This window comes from Crossiella cryophila, from assembly GCF_014204915.1.
In the GTDB taxonomy this organism is placed as follows: domain Bacteria; phylum Actinomycetota; class Actinomycetes; order Mycobacteriales; family Pseudonocardiaceae; genus Crossiella; species Crossiella cryophila.
The window spans coordinates 1,502,092-1,521,277 of sequence record NZ_JACHMH010000001.1; the positions used below are offsets into that span (position 1 = coordinate 1,502,092).

15 protein-coding genes and 2 pseudogenes are annotated in these 19,186 nt (G+C 72.6%); 13 read left to right on the forward strand and 4 right to left on the reverse strand.

Going from position 1 to position 19,186, the window contains the following annotated elements; translation table 11 throughout:
• Window positions 1-119 precede the first annotated feature (119 nt).
• Complete coding sequence (gene dacB / locus HNR67_RS07145; RefSeq protein WP_185001290.1) at window positions 120-1,703, forward strand: D-alanyl-D-alanine carboxypeptidase/D-alanyl-D-alanine endopeptidase; 1,584 nt, start codon at window positions 120-122, stop codon at window positions 1,701-1,703.
• Here the strand turns inward: dacB and HNR67_RS07150 are convergent.
• On the reverse strand, window positions 1,700-3,187 hold the full coding sequence (locus tag HNR67_RS07150; RefSeq protein ID WP_185001291.1) for an alpha/beta fold hydrolase: 1,488 nt from the start codon (window positions 3,185-3,187) through the stop codon (window positions 1,700-1,702). The genes dacB and HNR67_RS07150 overlap by 4 nt on opposite strands.
• Before the next feature lie 103 nt (window positions 3,188-3,290).
• Between HNR67_RS07150 and HNR67_RS07155 the strand changes: the two genes are divergently transcribed.
• The 3 genes from HNR67_RS07155 to hpt are packed head-to-tail and all read left to right on the forward strand — an operon-like array spanning window position 3,291 to window position 5,901.
• On the forward strand, window positions 3,291-4,364 hold the full coding sequence (locus tag HNR67_RS07155; protein WP_312986668.1) for a zinc-dependent metalloprotease: 1,074 nt from the start codon (window positions 3,291-3,293) through the stop codon (window positions 4,362-4,364).
• 4 nt (window positions 4,365-4,368) lie between these two features.
• On the forward strand, window positions 4,369-5,328 hold the full coding sequence (tilS, locus tag HNR67_RS07160) for a tRNA lysidine(34) synthetase TilS (protein WP_185001292.1): 960 nt from the start codon (window positions 4,369-4,371) through the stop codon (window positions 5,326-5,328).
• 18 nt (window positions 5,329-5,346) lie between these two features.
• Entirely contained in the window at window positions 5,347-5,901 is a 555-nt protein-coding gene (hpt, locus tag HNR67_RS07165; protein WP_185001293.1) for a hypoxanthine phosphoribosyltransferase, read from the forward strand.
• A gap of 165 nt (window positions 5,902-6,066) precedes the next feature.
• On the opposite strand, the gene HNR67_RS07170 is transcribed toward hpt, so the two are convergent.
• Window positions 6,067-7,776, reverse strand: coding sequence for a substrate-binding domain-containing protein (locus HNR67_RS07170; RefSeq protein ID WP_185001294.1), 1,710 nt, complete (start codon window positions 7,774-7,776; stop codon window positions 6,067-6,069).
• 433 nt (window positions 7,777-8,209) lie between these two features.
• Between HNR67_RS07170 and ftsH the strand changes: the two genes are divergently transcribed.
• From ftsH to HNR67_RS07215, 9 genes and pseudogenes are all read left to right on the forward strand, one after another.
• Window positions 8,210-10,501, forward strand: coding sequence for an ATP-dependent zinc metalloprotease FtsH (gene ftsH, locus HNR67_RS07175; RefSeq protein ID WP_185001295.1), 2,292 nt, complete (start codon window positions 8,210-8,212; stop codon window positions 10,499-10,501).
• Window positions 10,498-10,755 (forward strand): annotated as a pseudogene (locus tag HNR67_RS07180) (GTP cyclohydrolase I); the annotation flags it as partial. The gene ftsH and the pseudogene HNR67_RS07180, both read left to right, overlap by 4 nt.
• Window positions 10,756-11,268: 513 nt before the next feature.
• Window positions 11,269-11,610, forward strand: a pseudogene (gene folE, locus HNR67_RS43415) (GTP cyclohydrolase I); the annotation flags it as partial.
• Window positions 11,611-11,615: 5 nt separating this feature from the next.
• Window positions 11,616-12,497: a dihydropteroate synthase gene (gene folP / locus HNR67_RS07190; protein ID WP_185001296.1), complete on the forward strand. Its 882-nt coding sequence runs from the start codon at window positions 11,616-11,618 to the stop codon at window positions 12,495-12,497.
• Window positions 12,494-12,883 (forward strand): dihydroneopterin aldolase, encoded by a 390-nt coding sequence (gene folB / locus HNR67_RS07195; RefSeq protein ID WP_185001297.1) that lies wholly within the window; start codon window positions 12,494-12,496, stop codon window positions 12,881-12,883. Before folP ends, folB begins: the two co-directional genes overlap by 4 nt.
• Window positions 12,884-12,887: 4 nt before the next feature.
• Window positions 12,888-13,385, forward strand: coding sequence for a 2-amino-4-hydroxy-6-hydroxymethyldihydropteridine diphosphokinase (gene folK, locus HNR67_RS07200; protein ID WP_185001298.1), 498 nt, complete (start codon window positions 12,888-12,890; stop codon window positions 13,383-13,385).
• A gap of 10 nt (window positions 13,386-13,395) precedes the next feature.
• Window positions 13,396-14,796, forward strand: coding sequence for a hypothetical protein (locus HNR67_RS07205; RefSeq protein ID WP_185001299.1), 1,401 nt, complete (start codon window positions 13,396-13,398; stop codon window positions 14,794-14,796).
• Window positions 14,793-15,251, forward strand: a complete 459-nt coding sequence (locus HNR67_RS07210) for a DUF3180 domain-containing protein (protein WP_185001300.1) — start codon at window positions 14,793-14,795, stop codon at window positions 15,249-15,251. Before HNR67_RS07205 ends, HNR67_RS07210 begins: the two co-directional genes overlap by 4 nt.
• Window positions 15,252-15,359: 108 nt before the next feature.
• Entirely contained in the window at window positions 15,360-17,066 is a 1,707-nt protein-coding gene (locus tag HNR67_RS07215; protein ID WP_185001301.1) for a DUF6779 domain-containing protein, read from the forward strand.
• On the opposite strand, the gene HNR67_RS46130 is transcribed toward HNR67_RS07215, so the two are convergent.
• Window positions 17,067-18,206 (reverse strand): NADH-quinone oxidoreductase subunit D, encoded by a 1,140-nt coding sequence (locus HNR67_RS46130; protein WP_312986673.1) that lies wholly within the window; start codon window positions 18,204-18,206, stop codon window positions 17,067-17,069. It lies immediately after the preceding gene.
• Between the two features lie 5 nt (window positions 18,207-18,211).
• Complete coding sequence (locus HNR67_RS07225; RefSeq protein WP_185001303.1) at window positions 18,212-19,177, reverse strand: SAM-dependent methyltransferase; 966 nt, start codon at window positions 19,175-19,177, stop codon at window positions 18,212-18,214.
• Window positions 19,178-19,186 lie beyond the last annotated feature (9 nt).

Here is a 19,186-nt window from a genome sequence, read left to right on the forward strand (position 1 = left end):
TCTAGACCCGTCTAGTGTGGACCAAGAGTCGCGCCGAAACCGCTCCGAGCGGGCCTGGGACGGTGTGACATTGACCGAGTTCAGAAGTTCCTTTCTCCATCCGCCGCAGGAGGACACGCGTGACCGGAGGCGAGCAGCCGCACGGCAACGGCCCGGTGCCACCGCCGCAGCAGGGCCCATCACCGCAGGTCAACCCGGGCCTGGACCAGGTGACGGTGCGGCTGCCGGTGCCCAGTGCGGCCCCCGCGCAGCCGGTCAGGGTCGGCCCGCCCCCGCCGGCGGCAGCCGCGGCCGCCGCGGCGCCACCCAAACCGGGGAAACGTGGCAAAAAACTTCTGCTGCTCGCCACCGTGCTGGTGCTGGTGGCCGGACTCGGCGTCGGCGGGGTGCTCGGCGGGCCCTGGATCGCCCAGCAGCTCGGTCTGAGCAGCGAGGGCGGAGTCGGCACCCAGCCGCCGCCCGCGCCGCTGAACCCGCAGGCCGCGCTGCGCGCACTGCCCGCACAGGCCCCCACCCCCAGCCCGAAGGGCGTGGCCGCCGCACTGGACCCGCTGGCCGGCAACGCCGCGCTGGGTGAGCTGACCGGCAGCGTGCTCGACGCGAGCACCGGCAACGTGCTGTGGGAACGCGGCGCGGGCACCGCGCGCACCCCCGCCTCCACCGGCAAGCTGGTCACCGCGGCCGCCGCGCTGCTCGCCCTCGACCACCAGACCCGGCTCAGCACCACCGTGCTGGAAGGTCCGGAACCGGGCACCGTGGTGCTCGTGGGCGGCGGCGACACCACGCTGTCCGCGCTGCCCGCCAACAAGCCCACCTACTTCTACCCGGACGCCGCACGCCTGGACGACCTCGCCGAGCAGGTCAAGGCCAAGGCGGGCGGCCCGGTGAAGAAGATCGTCATCGACGTGGACCGGTACGCCGGTCCGCCGCTGGCGCCGGGCTGGCTGGCGGTGGACATCGCCGGCGGGCACGTCGCGCCGATGGTGCCGCTGATGGTCGACGCGGCCCGCCGCGACCCGCTGACCTCCACCACCCCGCGCACCGACAAACCGGCCCAGGCGGCAGCTAACGAGCTGGCCAAACGGCTCGGCGGCAACCCGGCGACCGAGGTCGGCTCCGCGCCCAAGGGCGCCAAGGTGCTGGCCAAGGTCGACTCGCCGCCACTGCCCCGGCTGGTCGGCGCCTTCCTGTCCACCTCGGACAACATCCTGGCCGAGGCGGTGGCCAGGGAGACCGCCCGCGGCACCGGCAACGAGCCCTCCTTCGCCGGGGCCAGCAAGGCCGCGCTGGACGTGCTCTCCCGCAACGGGTTCGACCTGGCCGGGGTGAAGATGTCCGACGGCAGCGGCCTGTCCACCGAGGACCGGGTGCCCGCCAAGTTCCTCAGCTCACTGCTGGCCGCGGCCGCGGGCACCGACGCCCGCGCGGCCAAACTGCGCCCACTGCTCACCGGCCTGCCGGTGGCGGGTGGCACCGGCACCCTGGCCAAGCGGTACGAGAAGGGCCAGAACGCCACCGGCCGCGGCTGGGTGCGGGCCAAGACCGGCACCCTGGACGGGGTGAACAGCCTGGCAGGCGTCGTCACCACCAACGACGGTCGCCTGCTGGCCTTCTCCTTCATGGCCACCGGCGCGGCCAGCGACCCGGCGCGGGACGCGCTCGACTCACTGGCCGCGGCGTTGCGGCGCTGCGGTTGTAACTAGCCGAACGGCACCGGACGTGGGTTGGGCGCGCATTCGGCGTCCGCCCGCACCCCCGGCTGCCGGGCAGGCAGTTCACCGCGCAGCAGGAAGGCGTTCAGCGCGGCGTTCACGCAGGCGTTGCCGTTGGGCGTGACGCCGTTGCTGGTGCCGCCGGGCAGGGCCAGCAGGGCCGAGTTCGGCCAGCGGGACCGGGTCTCCAGGCTGCCGGTGAACGGGCTCTCCGCGTCCAGGGTCTCGGCCACCAGCAGCGTGCGGGTCGGCCCGCCGGTGTTCACCTGCGTGGAGGCCTGCACCGGCCAGCGCAGGCAGGGCGCGTTGAACCAGACGTTGCCCCAGGTGGTGTCCGGGGCGAAGGTGTGCAGGGCCTGGGCGTCCCGGCGCCAGCCGGGGAAGTCCGCTGGCATCTGCGCGTCGGTGCAGATCTGGGCCAGCAGGGCGGCGTAGACGTTGTCGTTGCCGCGGTGCATGACCTGGGTGAACAGCGCCTTGAGCGGTTCGGCGTCACCGGTGCGCACCCAGTCGGCCAGCGCCTTGCCGAACACCGGCCAGCTGGCCTGGTTGTAGGCGGGCACCAGGAAGAAGTCCAGCAGCTCCGACGGTCCGATCGCGCCACCGGCCGGCTGCTCGCTCACCTCGCGGATCTTGCTGTCCCACAACGCCTTCACCTCGTCCCTGGTGCGGCCGAGGTGGTAGCTGTCCGCGTGCTCGGCCAGCCAGTCGAACCAGATCAGGAAGTTGCGCTGCAACGGCTGGGCCAGGTCGACGTTGTTCGCGCCGTACCAGACCCGGCGCGGGTCGACGCTGCTGTCCAGCACCATCCGGCCCAGCCGGAACGGGTACCGGGAGGCGTAGACCTGGGCCTGGTAGCTGCCGTGCGTCTGGCCGAACAGCGACACCGTCTGCCTGCCCAGCGCGGCCCGCACGTAATCCATGTCCGCGGCCACGTCCACCGCGCGCATGTGCGGCAGCAGCGCCTTGGCCTCCTGGTTGGCGCAGGCATCGGCGTAGGACCTGGTCCGGTCCAGCCACACCTGCTCGTCCGCGGCCGAGGTCGGCACGTACTTCGGGCGGTTGAAATCGTGGTAGTTCGGTACGCAGCTCAGCGCCGGGCTGCTCGGGGCGAGCCCGCGCCGGGCGAAGCCGACCCAGTCGTAGGCCGCGCCGGCGCCGGGCAGTCTGGCCGCGGTCAGCGGGAACAGGTAACCGCCGCCGGTGAAGGCGTCCGGGGCGACCAGCAGCACCCCGAGGTACGCACTTTCAGGCACCGAATGCTTCACCCGCGATACGGCCAGACTGATTCTGGGGCCGCCGGGGTTCGCGTGGTCCAGCGGCACCGCGATGTCGGTGCACTCGGCCCCGGCGGCGGCCAGCTGGGCCTCCGCGCAGGGCTTCCAGCTGATCAACGGCGTGGCGGAGGCGGTGGGCACGGTCAGCGCGGATAACAGCAGAGCTGCCGCGACCGAGCCTCTGAGCAGTCGTTTCACCCGGATTCCTCTCAGTGGGTCAGGGTCTCGATCGCGACCGTAACCATGCTGTTCACCGGCTGGCCGATGACGATCACGGGGGGTGCCAGGTAGCGTCCTAGGGGTGAACGCGGGATCGGCCGCACGGCCGCTGGATCCGGCTGAGGGGCCGGGGCCTGTCGACTGGGGTGTCGCCACGGCGACCGCCCAGCGGCTGCTCCGCCCTGGGCCCGTCATCGCCCGCGACGCCGCCCAGGCGGCCGTGCGCGGGATGCGGGAACTCTCCGTCGCCGCGGAGAGCCACGTCCGCGAGATCACCGGCCTCGGCGCCGGACTCCCCTTGCTACCCGGCGATGTGGTCGACCGCCCGGACTGGGTGCGGGCCGCCGTGGACGGCCTGGCCGCGCTCACCGATCACGCCCTGCCCCGCGGCGCGGGCGGCTGGCGCGGTGGCGTGCTGGCCGGGACCGCCGGGGTGCAGGCCGGGATGGTGCTGGCCTACCTGAGCACCAGGGTGCTCGGGCAGTACGACCCCTTCGGCGGCGCGGACGGCGCGGGCCGGCTGCTGCTGGTCGCACCGAACATCGTGGCCGCGCAACAGGCCCTGCGGGTCCCGGAGACGGACTTCTGGATGTGGGTCTGCCTGCACGAGTCCACCCACCGGCTCCAGTTCACCGCGGTGCCCTGGCTGCGCGAGCACTTCGCCGCCCAGGTCGGCACCCTGCTCTCCACCATGGACGACGCCACCGCCGGACTGCTCTCCAGAGCCGGTGAGGCACTGCGCTCGGCCCGCCGCAAGGACACCGAGGAACCACCGGTCGCGCTGGTCGAGCTGCTGCAGACGCCCAAGCAGCGGGCCGTGCTGGACCGGATCATCGCGCTGTCCACCCTGCTGGAGGGGCACGCCGACCACGTGATGGACGCGGCCGGACCGGCCGTGGTGCCCAGCGTGGCCACCATCCGCTCCCGGTTCACCGTGCGCCGCAACCCGCGCGGGGTGGCCGACCGGGTGCTGCGCGCGCTGCTCGGCGTGGACGCCAAGATCCGCCAGTACGCCCAGGGCTCGGCCTTCACCGGACACGTGGTCGACCGGGTCGGGATGACCGGGTTCAACCGGGTCTGGACCTCGCCGGAGACCCTGCCCAGCCGGGCCGAGATCGCCGATCCGGACGCCTGGATCCGCCGCGTGCTCGGCTGAGTCGTTGGCCGCGCCCGATCCGGCGGTCTCGCAGGTCCGCACCGCACTGCGCCGCTTCCTGGACCGCCACCAGGTCACCGGCCCGATCGCGGTGGCCTGCTCCGGCGGCGCCGACTCGCTCGCGCTGGCCGCCGCGACCGTCCACTGTGGACGGAAGCGCGATCTCGACGTGCACGGCCTGGTGGTCGACCACCGGCTCCAGCCGGGATCGGCCGAGGTCGCGGCCAGGGCCGCCGAGCAGCTCCGCGAGCTGGGCGCCTCGGCCAGGGTGCTGACCATCGAGGTCACCGGGCCGGGTGGGCCGGAGGCGGCCGCCCGCCGGGCCCGCTACGCCGCGTTGCGCGCGGCCGCGCCCGAGGGCGCGCTGGTGCTGCTCGGGCACACCAGGGACGACCAGGCCGAGACCGTGCTGCTGGGCCTCGGCCGCGGCTCAGGGCCACGCTCGATCGCCGGGATGGCCGAACTGGACCCGCCATGGGGCCGCCCACTGCTCGGCCTGGCCAGGAGCACCACCGCGGCCGCCTGCGCCGCGCAGGGCCTGACCGCCTGGTCCGATCCGCACAACCTGGACCCGGCCTACACCAGGGTCCGGCTGCGCCGGGAGGTGCTGCCGCTGCTGGAGGAGGTGCTCCAGGGCGGGGTGGCCGCCGCGCTGGCCCGCACCGCCGCCCAGCTCCGCGAGGACACCCAGGCCCTGGACGAACTGGCCGCCGAGTTGCTGTCCCAGGCCCGCGACGGCGACGGATTGGCCGTCGGCGCGCTCAAGGCCGCACCCGCCGCGCTGCGCCGCCGGGTGCTGCGAAGCTGGCTGCTCGGCGCGGGTGTGAGCGAACTCACCGACCCCCAGTTGCGGGCTGTGGACGCCCTGGTGGCGCATTGGCGTGGTCAGGGGGGTGTCGCGCTGCCCGGCGGGTTGGTGGCCGGGCGCGCGCATGACAGGCTGGTCCTCGACCGATCGTTGTGACTGAGGGGAAGCCGCGCCGTGTACGAGGGCGACATTGCCTCCGTGCTCGTTTCCGAGCAGCAGATCCAGGACAAGACCGCCGAGCTGGCGAAGAAGATCGCCGCTGACTACCCGACCGACGGACGCTCCTCGGACCTGCTCCTGGTCGGCGTCCTCAAGGGCGCGGTGATGTTCATGGCCGATGTGGCCAGGGCGTTGCCCGTGCCGGTGCAACTGGACTTCATGGCCGTCAGCTCCTACGGCTCCGCGACCTCCTCCTCCGGGGTGGTCCGCATCCTCAAGGACCTGGACCGGGACATCGCCGGGCGGGACGTGCTGATCGTCGAGGACATCATCGACTCCGGCCTGACCCTGTCCTGGCTGCTGAAGAACCTGGCCTCGCGCCGACCCGCCTCGCTGGAGGTCTGCACGCTGCTGCGCAAGCCGGACGCGGTCAAGGTGGACGTGCCGGTGAAGTACGTCGGCTTCGACATCCCGAACGAGTTCGTGGTCGGGTACGGCCTGGACTACGCCGAGCGCTACCGCGACCTGCCCTACATCGGCACGTTGGACCCAAAGGTCTACACGACCTGAGCCAGGGCCTCCTCCGCAAAGCCGCGCCCGCGATAGCCGCGCCGAGGCGGCCCCTGGCGGCACGGCCGGACCACCCGAATACGCCCGGTATGAGGGCGGCCCGGCCGCGCCACCAGGAACCACCTCGATCACGACTCTCGCCCACGCGGCTTCGCGGAGGAGGCCCTAGCAGTTCGGCCGGCAGCGCCGCTGGATCAGCGCGTCCATCAGGACCGCGCGGATGTCGGTGGCCTCCCGCGCCGCGTAGGCCTTGCCGCCGGTCACCTTGGCGACCTGCTGCAACGCGTTGAGATCGGCATCGGGCCCGAGCCCGATGCCGATCACCGGCACCGGCTGGGCCGGGTCGGTCTCCGCGGTCAGCGTCTGCACCAGCCCGCCAAGGTCCAGCCCCGACCGGTTGTCGTTGGCGCCGTCGGTGATCAGCACCACCGAGTTGATCCGCTTGCTGTCGAAGTCCTTCTTCACCGTGCGCACCGCGGCCAGCAGCGTGTCGTAGAGCGCGGTGTTGCCCTTGACCTTGCTCGGCAGCGTGGCCGCCGCGCCAGCCAGCGCGGCCCGCCGGTTGACCCCGGCCATCGGCTCGGCCAGCGGGCCGAGGCTGACCAGTTCGGTCCAGTGCCGGTTCGGCGCGTGATCGGTGGAGAAGGCCCACAGGCCGATGTGCGTGGTGTCCGGCAGCAGGCCCAGCGCGGTGCCCGCGGCGTCGCGGGCCAGTTCGATGCGGCTCTGGCCGTTGCCTGCCTTGGCCGACATCGAGCCGGAGACGTCGATCACCGCCAGCATCCGGGCGTCCAGGGTCACCGCGCTGTAGGTGCGCAGCACCTCGGCGGCCTGGTCCGGGGTGGGCAGCGGCAGCAGCGAGGGCGGGTTCGGGCTCACCCCGGCATCGGCCCATGCCTGGTCCGCGCGGCCACCGGGATCGCGGAAACCGGCGTCCCGGAACCGCTTGGCGGTGCCCTCGGTGCGCAGGAACCGGCTGAAGGTCTCCGCCGCCTCGGCGGTGCCCGGCGCCTCCTCCTTGCTGGCCACCCTGGTCAGCGGGTAGTCGAAGGAGATGGTGCCCTCATCCGGGTAGAACGCGGTCGCCTTGACGCCGAGGCCGCGCCGGTTGTGCGCGATCACCGACTGCTCGGTGGCGGAGAAGGCGGGTGCGGTCTCCGGTTCCGCGGCCAGCTTGTCGAAGCCGTCGCGCACCAGCGGCATGGTGTTGCGGCCCACCCGCAGCAGCGCGGCCACCAGCTCCTGGCGCGGACTGCCGTCCGGGTTGCCCAGCAGCGAACGGATCAGCATCAGCGTGGCCAGGCCCTCGGTGGTGCCTGCCGGATCGCCGATCGTGGTGGTCACCCCGCCGTCGACGACCCGCTTCCAGGACACAGCCCCGCCCAGCTTCTCGCTGGTCCCGGGGCCTGCCACGACGACAAGCGGCGAACTGGCCAGTGACTGGCCGGGCTCGATCGAGGCCACCGCGCTGGGGGCGGCCGAGGACTCGGCCTGCTTCTTGCCGCGCTGGGCCCACAGCCCGGAGTCCGGGATCCACAGCGCGGGCACCTTCTGCCCAGGGATCACCGGCCCGGTGATGTCGGTGGCGGCCTCGGCCGAGTTCAGCGGGCGCACCTCGACCTTGACGCACTTGCCGCCGATCGCGGTCTTGGCCTGGTGGAACTCGTCGGCGGCCGCCTTGACCACCGGTTCCACCGCGGGCGCCGTGGTCACGTAGAGCGGGAGTTCGCCCGCACAGCCGCCTGCCGGGTCCCAGACCCGCAGCGCGACCACGGTGGCCCCGGCCGCGACGACAACACCGAGCAGCGCGCCGAGGGGGAGTGCGGCCCTCTTGAGACCTGCGCTGGGCCTGGAGAGCTGGTGACGACCAGACATGGCCCTTCGAGACCCTTCCGTATAGAAAATAGTCGACGAACTTGCACCTGATATGGTGAAAGATTTTTCGCACCCCGACGTCTGCGACCACGGAGAATGACATATTCACTCGTCCGTGAAAAGTCGGCGACTTCGTACTCACTCGTACGGATCAGTGGGCTTCAGCGTTCAGCGATCAAGGCTCAACCGAACGGGCCAGCTCGCCGTGGCGCTGCTCACACCGGCGAGACCTGGGTCATCTGGGGAACCCCAGCGGCCACCCGTCCGTTGGCAAGGCGAAACAGTGGTGGGCGGCCGGTCCGCTCACCAGGCCGCTACACCATGGGCGGTACGCTGGCCGGACGATGGTTTCCCGCTCCGCGTCAGCGGCGGGTGCTCCGTTGCCCGGCACGCAAGTCAGGGAGGGTGGAGGCCGCCCCGCGGCCGCACGTTAATGGACCGCAAGCGCCTGCTCCGCAACCCGCTGATCTGGATCGTCGCGGCGTTGCTGCTCTACTACGCGTTCAGCGTCCTGCTCGATGACGCACGAGGGTTCTCCCAGGTACCCACGTCCAAGGTCATCGAGCAGCTGAAGAACGGCAACGTCAAGGAAGCGGTCCTCGAGGACAAGGAGCAGCGGCTCCGGGTCAGCCTGACCAACGCCGTCGACGGCAAGGACAAGCTGATCACCTACTTCCCCGCGCAGAGCGCGGACGACATCCTGGGCCAGCTGGAGAACGCCAAGGGCGTCACCGGCGGCTGGGATGTCAAGGTCACCCAGGAGTCCGTGCTCCTGCAGGCCCTCTTCTACCTGATCCCGGCCGGTCTGCTGCTGCTGTTGTTCCTCTGGATGATGAACAACGCCCAGGGCGGCGGGAACCGGGTGCTCAACTTCGGCAAGTCCAAGGCCAAGCAGCTCTCCAAGGACATGCCCAAGACCACCTTCTCCGACGTCGCGGGCGCGGACGAGGCCGTGGAAGAGCTGTACGAGATCAAGGACTTCCTGCAGAACCCCGGCCGCTACCAGGCGCTCGGCGCGAAGATCCCCAAGGGCGTGCTGCTCTACGGCCCGCCCGGCACCGGCAAGACCCTGCTCGCCCGCGCGGTCGCCGGTGAGGCAGGCGTGCCGTTCTACTCGATCTCCGGTTCGGACTTCGTGGAGATGTTCGTCGGCGTCGGCGCCTCCCGGGTGCGCGACCTGTTCGAGCAGGCCAAGCAGAACGCGCCGTGCATCATCTTCGTGGACGAGATCGACGCGGTCGGCCGCCATCGCGGTGCTGGCCTCGGCGGCGGGCACGACGAGCGCGAGCAGACCCTCAACCAGCTGCTGGTCGAGATGGACGGCTTCGACTCGCGCGGCGGGATCATCCTGATCGCGGCGACCAACCGGCCGGACATCCTGGACCCGGCGCTGCTGCGTCCCGGCCGGTTCGACCGGCAGATCCCGGTGGCCGCACCGGACATGCGCGGCCGTCGGCAGATCCTGCACGTGCACTCCAAGGGCAAGCCGCTGGACCCCGACGTCGACATGGACTCGCTGGCCAAGCGGACCGTCGGCTTCTCCGGCGCCGACCTGGCCAACGTGATCAACGAGGCCGCCCTGCTCACCGCCAGGCACAACGGCAACCTGATCAACGCCGCCGCGCTGGAGGAGTCGGTGGACCGCGTGGTCGGCGGTCCGGCCCGCAAGAGCCGGATCATCTCCGAACGCGAGAAGAAGATCGCGGCCTACCACGAGGCCGGGCACGCGCTGGCCGCCTGGGCCATGCCCGACCTGGAGCCGGTCTACAAGGTCACCATCCTGCCCCGAGGGCGCACCGGCGGACACGCGCTGGTCGTGCCGGAGGACGACAAGGAGCTGATGACCCGCTCGGAGATGATCGCCAGGCTGGTCTTCGCCCTTGGCGGTCGCGCGGCGGAGGAACTCGTCTTCCACGAGCCCACCACCGGCGCCTCCAGCGATATCGAGCAGGCGACCAAGATCGCCCGCGCGATGGTCACCGAGTACGGCATGAGCGCCAGGCTGGGTGCGGTCAAGTACGGCAAGAACGAGGGCGAGCCGTTCCTCGGCCGCTCCATGGGCCACCAGGCCGACTACTCCCTCGAGGTCGCGCACGAGATCGACGAGGAAGTGCGCAAGCTCATCGAGGCCGCGCACGACGAGGCCTGGGACGTGCTCAACACCTACCGGGACGTCCTGGACAACCTGACCCGCGAGCTGATCGAACGCGAGACCCTCCAGCGCAAGGACCTGGAGGTGATCTTCGAGTCGGTGCAGAAGCGCCCGCGGATCACCCTGTTCAACGACTTCGGCGACCGCGTCCCCTCCGACCGCCCGCCGATCAAGACCCCCGGCGAGCTGGCCAAGGAGCGCGGCGAGCCGTGGCCCCCGGTCCAGGAGGAGCAGCCGACCCCGGTCGCCTCGGTGCCCGGCGGCAACGAACTGCCCGGCGGCCCGCCGTACCCGCAGCCGGAACCCGGCCCGAACGGCACCCCCGCCGGCTCGCCGCAGCCGCCCACCGGCTGGAACGCCCAGCCCACCCAGCCGGTGCCGTCGGCGGGCCCGCCCTACTACGGCGCGCCCCCCGGCTGGACCCCGGCCACGGTGCCCGGCGGCCAGCAGTGGCCGACCCAGCAGCCGCCGCAGGGCACCCCGCCCGCGGAGGCGCAGCCCAAGCCGACCGAGAACCGGGACACCAGCACCACCCGGCCGATCGACTCCGAGCCGCCGGACGGCAACCGCTGAACACGGACAAGCAGCAGGGACGGCCCGCCTTCGACCACACCAGGGCGGAGGCGGCCGTCCGTGAACTACTCCTGGCCTGCGGCGAGGACCCGGACCGGGACGGCCTCAAGGACACCCCGTCCCGGGTCGCCCGCGCCTACCGCGAGATGTTCGCCGGCCTGTACACCGAACCCGATTCGGTGCTGAACAAGACCTTCGACGAGAGCCACGAAGAACTGGTCCTGGTCAAGGACATCCCGATGTATTCGACGTGCGTGCCGAGCAAGCAGACGGTCAACGCCGTCGGCGGGCGCAAGGCCGCCAGGGATGTCCGCATCGGCGACCGGTTGTGGACCCTGGCCGACGGACGCGTGCAGCAGACCGAGGTCACCGAGGTCACCGCCCGACCGGCCCGCGAGCTGGTCGAGGTCACCACCGAGGAGGGCCGCTTCGTCCTGACCCCGGACCACCCCCTGGCAACCCCGGAGGGCTGGCAGGAGGCCAAGGACGTCGGCGGCAGCTACCTCGAGTGGACGCCGCTGGCCGACCTCGGCACCCAGCTCGTCCGCCCGATGACGCTTGCCGGTGCTCGGGTGCCGGTGTTCGCGGGCGGGGACGACTGGACGGTGCGGCACGGGTTCGCCCAGGACACGCACCGCACCGAACTGGTCGACTCGCGCTGGACCCGGGTGCTCTCGGTACGACCGGTCCAAGCGGCCGAAACCGTATACAGCTTCACCTGCGACCCCCATCCGACCTTCCTGGTCGCCGGGCACCTCACGCACAACTGTGAGCACCACCTGGTGCCCTTCCACGGGGTCGCGCACGTCGGGTACATCCCGAACAGCCACGGCCGGGTCACCGGCCTGTCCAAGATCGCGCGGCTGGTCGATCTGTACGCCAAGCGGCCGCAGGTGCAGGAACGGCTGACCTCGCAGGTGGCCGACGCGGTGGTGCGCAAGCTGGATCCGCGTGGGGTGATCGTGGTGATGGAGGCCGAGCACCTCTGCATGGCCATGCGCGGGATCCGCAAACCGGGGTCGCGCACGATCACCTCGGCCGTCCGTGGTCTGCTGAAGACCTCGGCCTCCTCTCGGGCCGAGGCGCTGGAGCTGATCAAGGGACGGTGAACGTGATGGGAGCGGCGCTGCATCGGCTGCTGCCCGACCCCGGCCGGTGTGTCGTCATGGGCGTGGTCAACGTGACCCCGGACTCCTTCTCCGACGGCGGCCGCTACCTGGACACCGCGGACGCGGTCTCGCATGGCATCGAGATGCATCGGCGGGGCGCCGACCTGGTCGATGTCGGTGGCGAGTCCACCCGGCCGGGAGCGGAGCGGGTGGCGCCGGAGGTCGAGGCCGCCAGGGTGGTGCCGGTGATCCGGGAGCTGGTGGCCGAGGGCGTGCCGGTGAGTGTGGACACCATGCGCTCGGAGGTGGCGCTGGCCGCGCTGGCGGCTGGGGCGAGCATCGTCAACGACGTCTCCGGCGGGCTGGCCGACGAGCGGATGGCCGCCGTGGTCGCCGAGGCCGGGGTGCCCTGGATCCTGATGCACTGGCGTGGGCACAGCGCGGGCATGGACCTGCTGGCCAGTTACCGGGACGTGGTCGCCGACGTGCGCGCCGAGCTGACCGCCAGGGTGGACGCGGCACTGGCCGCGGGAGTGGCCCCGGAGGCGCTGGTGGTCGACCCCGGACTGGGCTTCGCCAAGACCGACCGGCACAACTGGGCGTTGCTGCAACACCTCGACCAGATCATCGATCTGGGTTTCCCGGTGCTCGTCGGGGCCTCCCGGAAGCGGTTCCTGGGTAGCCTGCTCGCTGGACCGCACGGCACACCGCGCAGTCCGGACGGCCGGGAGGCGGCCACCTCGGCGGTGTCCGCGCTGGCCGCGGCGGCCGGTGCGTGGGGGGTGCGGGTGCACGATGTGCACGGCTCGCTCGACGCGGTGGCGGTGGCCTCGGCCTGGGCTCGCGGCGGGGTGCGCGCGGCAGTGGCGGAGAAGGGGGATCGGTGACCGACCGGATCACGCTGACCGGGCTGCGGGTGCGCGGGCATCACGGCGTCTTCGAGCACGAGAAACGCGACGGCCAGGACTTCCTGGTCGACATCACGGTGTGGCTGGACCTGGACGTGGCGGCCGAGACCGACGACCTGGCCGACACCATGGACTACGGCGCGCTGGCCCAGCGGGCCGCCGCGATCGTCGGCGGCGAGCCGTTCGACCTGATCGAGACGGTGGCCGCGCGGGTGGCCGATGACGTGATGACCGACCGGCGGGTACACGCGGCCGAGGTCACCGTGCACAAGCCGTCCGCGCCGATCCCGCTGACCTTCGCCGATGTCGCGGTGACCGCCCGGCGCTCCCGCCGGGCCCGCGGCAAACCGGCCGGGGACTACTGAACCGATGAGCGCCGCGGTGCTCTCCCTCGGTTCCAACCTGGGGGACCGGCTCGGTCACCTCCAGTTCGCGGTGGCCGGGTTCGGGGCCGCGGTGCGCGCGGTGTCCCCGGTGTATGAGACCGCCCCTTGGGGCGTGACCGACCAGGACGACTTCCTCAACGCGGTGTTGCTGGTCGAAGATCCGGCCACCGACGAGTGGGGGTGGTTGCGCCGTGGCCAGGAACTGGAGAATGCGGCCGGCCGGGTCCGGACCCTGCGGTGGGGGCCGCGGACCCTGGACGTCGACGTGGTGACCGTCGACGGGGTGCGCTCGGACCACCCTGACCTGCTGCTGCCGCATCCGGGCACCCCGGAGCGGGCCACCGTGCTCGCGCCATGGCTGGACGTCGAGCCCGCCGCGATCCTGCCCGGCCACGGCCCGGTCGCCGCGCTGCTGTCCGCGCTGTCGATGGACGGGGTGCGCAGGCGGGACGACCTCACGCTCACCCTCCCGCCGGCGTAGGAGGCCGAGGTTGACGCACCACCGCCCCGGTGAGGCCATGCTGCTCGCCGAGTCCGCGCTGCGCTCGGCGCGGTCGCTGGCCGAGCGGGGCCGGGACGACGAGGCGGAGGTGCTGTGCCGGGAGGGCCTGACCGAGCTGCCCGGTCCGCCCACCCCGGAGACCGACCGGCTGTGCGTGGAACTGCTGGAACTGTTGCTGCTGCTCACCGAACCGCGCTGGAGCCGGAGCCCGGAGTTCCGCTCGGCCAACCCGGTGGAGCGCTGGGCCGCTGACGCCGAGGCCGCCGCGACCCGGATCGGCGATCTGCAACTGCGGATCAGGGCCGCCTCGGTGGCCGGCCGGGTGCTGCACCGCACCCAGGGCGTGGAGGCGGCGCTGGCCGTGCAGCAGCGGGCGGTGGAGCTGGCCAGGCAGAGCGGGGACGCGGTGGTGCAGTTCCTCACCCTGTCCGCCTACGGCCGGGAGCTGACCAAACGCGATCTGCGCGCCGGGCTGGCGGTGCTGCTGGAGGCGGAGAAGCGGGCCAAGGCGAGTCCGGAGATCACCGGCAGCCGGTCCTCGGTGCTGCGCGGGGCCTTCCGGCGGACCGAGCTGGAGATCGGCGTCGGCGAGTTCGACGCCGGCTATCTGGGCATCGCCAAGTCCCGGCTGGAGTTCGCGGTGGCCCGGCTGCGCGGTGAGCCGGAGTCCGCGCGGCTGCTGCCCATCGGGCTCAACCACCTGGCCCAGGTGCAGCTCGCGGCCGGGCTGTGGGATCCGGCCGCGGACACCCTGACCGAGGCCGCCGGACTCGGTGACGGCGCCCCGGACCCTTGGCACGCCTACAACCTGGCCCTGTTCGGCCGGCTGCGGGTGGAGCTGGGCGATCTGGCCGCCGGGGTGCACGTGCTGGAGTCGGCCTGGGCCGAGACCGGCCGCACGCCCTCGGTGACCGTGGCCACCCTGGTGTGCAACCTCTACGCCGAGGGCCTGCTGGTCACCGCGGGCCGCCGGGCTGATGTGCTCGGCGCGGCCGAGGAACTGCTCGCGGCGAACCTGGAACGGTGTCAGCGGGCGGCCATGGTGCGCAGCGAGGTCACCGCGCACTCGCTGCTGGCCCGGCTGCACCTGGCACTGGACGAGTTGCCGCAGGCCCAGGCCGCCAGCACCGCCGCGGTGGAGCTGTACGCCCGGCGTGGTCCGCTGCCCACCGTGCGCGGCGAGGAGATCCTGTACTGGCACGCCGAGGTGCAGCGGCGCTCCGGGCGCTTCGACGCCGCGGTGGAGACGCTGGCCAGGGCGCGGCAGCTGGTGCGGACCAAGGCGGGTTCGCTGGACCCGGAGCTGCGGGAGTTCTACCTCGCGGTGCCGCTGAACCAGCGCGTGGCCGCGCCCATGGACGGGGTGGCCGAGGGAATGGGGAGCATATGAGGTTCACCAGGGCCCGCGATCTTGTGGTGCCCGGTCTCGTGCTGGCCGTTGTGGCATATCTCGCACTGCGACTTGCCTACGGCTACGTGCCAAGGGTGCCGGTGCTCGCGGGGGTCACGCTGCTGCCGGTGGCCCTCGGCGAGGTGTGGTGGGCCTTCGTGCTGCGCGGCCGGATCCAGCGCCGCCCGAACGCGCGGCTGCTCGAACCGTTGGTCGCCGCCCGCTCGGTCGCGCTGGCCAAGGCGTCCTCGCTGGCCGGGGCGGTGCTGCTGGGGGTGTGGCTGGGTGTGCTGGCCTACGTGCTGCCGTTGCAGGGACAGCTCGCGGCGGCGCAGAACGACACCGTGCCCGCGGTGCTGGGCGCGTTCAGCGCGGGTGCGTTGATCGCCGCCGGGCTGTGGCTGGAGCACTGTTGCCGCACGCCGGACCAGCCGGAGGACCGGGACGCACCGTGACCTGTGGTCGCTGTCCGTGGATTTTTTCGTTGCCTGAACGACTTCCTTACCAATCCGGAACCTGACGGACAGGTCTCGAACGGATAACTCCCGGGTACCGTAGGGGCCATGAACGGCCGCAGCGACTCGACCTCCGAGCCTCGCAGCACGGCCCGCGGGAACGGAATCCTGCTGCTCGGAGCCGTATTGCTCCTGGCTGCGACCGCCGCCGTGGTGCTCGTGATCAGCGACGATGCCCGATGGTTGCGGCTGGGCGTGGTCGCGGCCCTGTGGGCGGCGCTGGTCGGCGCCTTCGCCGCCGCGCGCTACCGCAAGCAGGCGGGCGAGCGGGCCCAGCGTGCCGAGGAGCTGCACCGGGTCTACGAGCTGGAGCTGGAGTGCGAGGTCGCGGCGCGGCGCGAGTACGAGCTGGAGGTCGAGGCCAAGACCAGGGAGCGGATCGAGCAGGAGTCGCGCAGCGATCTGGACGAGCTGCGCAACGAGCTGCGCGCGCTGCGGGAGAACCTGGAAGCGCTGCTGGGTGGTGAGGTGCTGGTCGAACGCGTGGCCTTACGGGCCGAATCGACCCGCATGCGCTCGCTGCCCGACCAGTCCCGCCGGCTGGCCATCTCCGACCGGTCCGACCGGGTCATCGCCTCCGCGGAGGAGCGCATCCGCAAGATCACCGCGGGCACGGTCGAACCGGTCCGCGCCCAGGCGACCCGCCAGGAGGAGAGCACCCAGCTCATCCCGGCCGTGCGCGCCGACCGCAAGGAACCCCAGCAGGACGTGCGCGCCGACGCCGCCCGCACCGCCTTCGTGTCCAAGGAGGCCGTGCGCGCCGAGGCGCAGCGCCGGGAGGCCCGGCCTGCCGCGCCGCAGCGCCAGCACGTGCCGCCGCGCAAGCAGACCACCCCCGAGCCCAGCCGCCCGGACGTGCAGCGGGACCGGGACCGGCAGCAGCCGCGCCGGGAGCCCGAGCGCCGCGAGCCGGAACGCCGCGAGCCGGAACCGGCCTTCGCCGAGACCGCCCGGCTGGCCAGGCAGGCCCAGCCGCAACCGCAGCCCAAGCCGCAGCCCGTGCTCAAGCAGCAGCCCGCGCAGCGGCCGGAGTTCCGCCGCCCGGAACCGGCCAGTGCCTCGATCGTGGCCGAGCTGGACGGCGGCGCGTCCACCTGGACCGAGACCCCGCCCGCCCGCCCTGCCCGCCCGGAACCCGCGGTGACCCGCGGCGAGGTGATCGGCAGCGGCCAGGTGCAGCGCCCGGCCCAGCCGCCGCGGCCGGCCGAGCGGCCCGAGTTCCATCCCACTATCGGTGATCGTCACCCCGAGCCGAGTGCACCCGCGGTGATCGACCACACTGAGGTGGTGGCCCGTCGTTACCGCCCCGACCCGGAACCCAACGAGCCCGCCGCGACCCCGTCCTGGGCGTTCGACTCCGGCTCTTCCTCGAGCAGCTCGACCCCGTCCTCCTGGACGGAGGCCGAATCCACCGGCCGCCGCCGCAAGCCGGAGTACGAGCCGGAGGAGCCGGCCGGCCGCAGGCGCAAGCCGGAGTTCGAGTTCGAGGAAGCCCCCGCCGAGCCCGCGGGCCGTCGCCGCAAGCCCGAACCGGAACCGGAGTCCGAGGCCCCCGGCGGCGGTCGCCGCCGCAAGCCGGAAAGCTCCTGGGACGCCCTCGGCGGCTGGAACCCGGAACTCTCCGACGACGCCAGCCGCTCCCGGCTGGACCCGGACACCGGCGCGCACGGCGGTGGCGGCAAGTCGGTCAGCGAACTGCTGGCCGCGCACGGCAACACCGAGCCGCCGCGGCGTCGTCGCCGCAAGGACGACTAGTCACTTGTCCACGTCGCCGACGATCACGGCGAAGGACCCCAGCACCGCGGGCAGGGCCGCCACCGGCGTGCCCGGCAGCAGCGCCGCCAGTGCCTGGATGTTGTTGAACGACGGGGTGCGCAGTTTGAGCCGCCATGGCGTTTTCTCGCCGCGGGAGCTGAGGTGCACGCCGGAGACGCCCAGCGGCGCCTCGCCCCAGGTGTAGACCGAGCCCTCAGGGGCCTTGACCGCCTTGGGCAGGCGCAGGTTCACCGGGCCCGGCGGCAGGCTGGTCAGGCAGTGCCGGGCCAGGCGCAGGGACTGTTCGACCTCGCCTGCCAGGCAGCGGACCCTGGCCAGGGCGTCGCCCTCGGTGGCCAGCACCGGGGTCACCGCCAGTTCGGGGTAGGCCAGGGTTGGCGAGTCCCGGCGCAGGTCGAAGTCGAGGCCGCTGGCCCGGCCTGCCGGGCCGGTGACGCCAAGGGCCATCGCGTCGGCGGCGCTGAGCATGCCGATGCCCCGGTACCCCGCCACGAACTCCGGTGAGTCCACAGTGGACATGATCGCGGTCAACGCTGTGTCCACAGTGGACAGTGCTGCGGTGGTTTGGCCAGTCCAGCCCGCCGGCACGTCCTCGCGCAGGCCGCCGATGCGGCTGGCCATGAAGTGGATCCGGCCGCCGGAGGCCGCCTCCATCACGGCCTGGATGGCCTGCGTCCCGACCTGGGCTGACCTGGTTGCCTCGGTGGACCCGCCCTCGGCCGAGCGGGTCAGCGGGGTCAGGAAGATCAGGTGCGCGAGCAGCCGGTTCAGCTCGCACAGCAGGGTGCGCAGCCAGAGTGCGCGGGCCGGGACGTCCATCCCGGTCATCCGCTCCACCGCCTGGGCCACCACCACCTCGTTGCAGAAGGCGGCCAGCCAGTCGTGCCGGTTGGCCAGGGTGAGCACCTGCCGGTAGTCGCGGACCTCGAACAGCTTCTCCGCACCCCGGTGCAGGTGTCCGACCAGCGGTTCGGCCGCGGTGATCGTGGTGCCGTCCAGGGTCAGGCGCAGCCGGTAGGCCCCGTGCGCGCTGGGGTGCAGCGGGCCGAGGTCGACCACCCGGTCCACCCCGAGGTGGGCCGCGCCCGCGCCGACTCCGACGATCTCCTGCCTGCTCACGCCGGTCATGCTCGCATGAGCTGCGGCGCGGGCGTGCCCGCGGTGCTCTGCAACAGCCAGTGGAAGCCGCCCAGTCCGGCCGGGTCCAGCAGTTCGTGTGCCCGGCCCGCGGCGGCGGTCGCGCTCAGCCAGGCGGCCGGGTCGGTGGCGGCCAGGCCGGACGGTGGCGTGGCCGCGGTGAGGCCGAGTGCGCGCAGGGCGGCTGACTGCGTGCTCAGCACGGTCGAACCGGCCGCGGCGGCACTGGCGCAGGCGTCCATGGCCACGTGCGCCGTGAGGTCGCAGGAACCGTCCGGCACCGGCCTGACCTGCCGTCCGGACCGGTACCCGGTCAGCGTGCCGTCGCCGGGCCGGTCGGCCGCGAGATGTCCGTAGTCCACCGCCAGCGCCGCCCCGCGGACCCTGGCCAGCGCGGCGGCCCAGGCCGCGTCCCTGGTGGTGCCGACCTCGGCCCGGTGGGCCCCCGGCCACCACCGCCGCAACCAGTCCCGCTCCGCCGCCCCGGCCTCCGGACCCGGCTGCTCAGCGCCGTGCTCGTCGACCAGCACTCGCCGGATGAGTCCATTGTGGACGGTGATGACCGGGCACGGGATCGCGTCCAGCCACTCGTGCCCGACCAGCAGTCCGAGCACCTGCTCCGGCAGCTCGTGAAACCAGTGAACTCCAGGTATATCCCGGCTTGGTCCCAGATCCACCGCGGTCACCCGCAGTCGGCTGGACAGCCTTGGCGGGGCCAGCCGGAGGACCGTCTCGGCCAGTTCGCCGCCACCCGCTCCCATGTCCACAAAGTCCACAGTGGACGGTCGGCCGAGGCCGTGGTCCACCCGGTCCAGCAGCACCAGCAGTGCCTCGGCCAGTTCGGGGCCGACCAGCGGCGCGGTGCGGAAATGCCCGGCCGGACGCTCCCCACGGGTAAAGAACCCCCCATTGGAGTACAACGCATTCCACCAGGCGTCCTGCCAGTCCCGCATGTGCTGACC

Excerpts from the sequence above, each read along its gene's own strand:
- HNR67_RS07170 (WP_185001294.1), bottom strand. The coding sequence starts at position 7,776 with ATGTCTGGTCGTCACCAGCTCTCCAGGCCCAGCGCAGGTCTCAAGAGG.
- ftsH (WP_185001295.1), top strand. The coding sequence starts at position 8,210 with ATGGACCGCAAGCGCCTGCTCCGCAACCCGCTGATCTGGATCGTCGCG.
- folP (WP_185001296.1), top strand. The coding sequence starts at position 11,616 with ATGGGAGCGGCGCTGCATCGGCTGCTGCCCGACCCCGGCCGGTGTGTC.
- folK (WP_185001298.1), top strand. The coding sequence starts at position 12,888 with ATGAGCGCCGCGGTGCTCTCCCTCGGTTCCAACCTGGGGGACCGGCTC.
- HNR67_RS07210 (WP_185001300.1), top strand. The coding sequence starts at position 14,793 with ATGAGGTTCACCAGGGCCCGCGATCTTGTGGTGCCCGGTCTCGTGCTG.
- HNR67_RS07215 (WP_185001301.1), top strand. The coding sequence starts at position 15,360 with ATGAACGGCCGCAGCGACTCGACCTCCGAGCCTCGCAGCACGGCCCGC.
- HNR67_RS07225 (WP_185001303.1), bottom strand. The coding sequence starts at position 19,177 with ATGCGGGACTGGCAGGACGCCTGGTGGAATGCGTTGTACTCCAATGGG.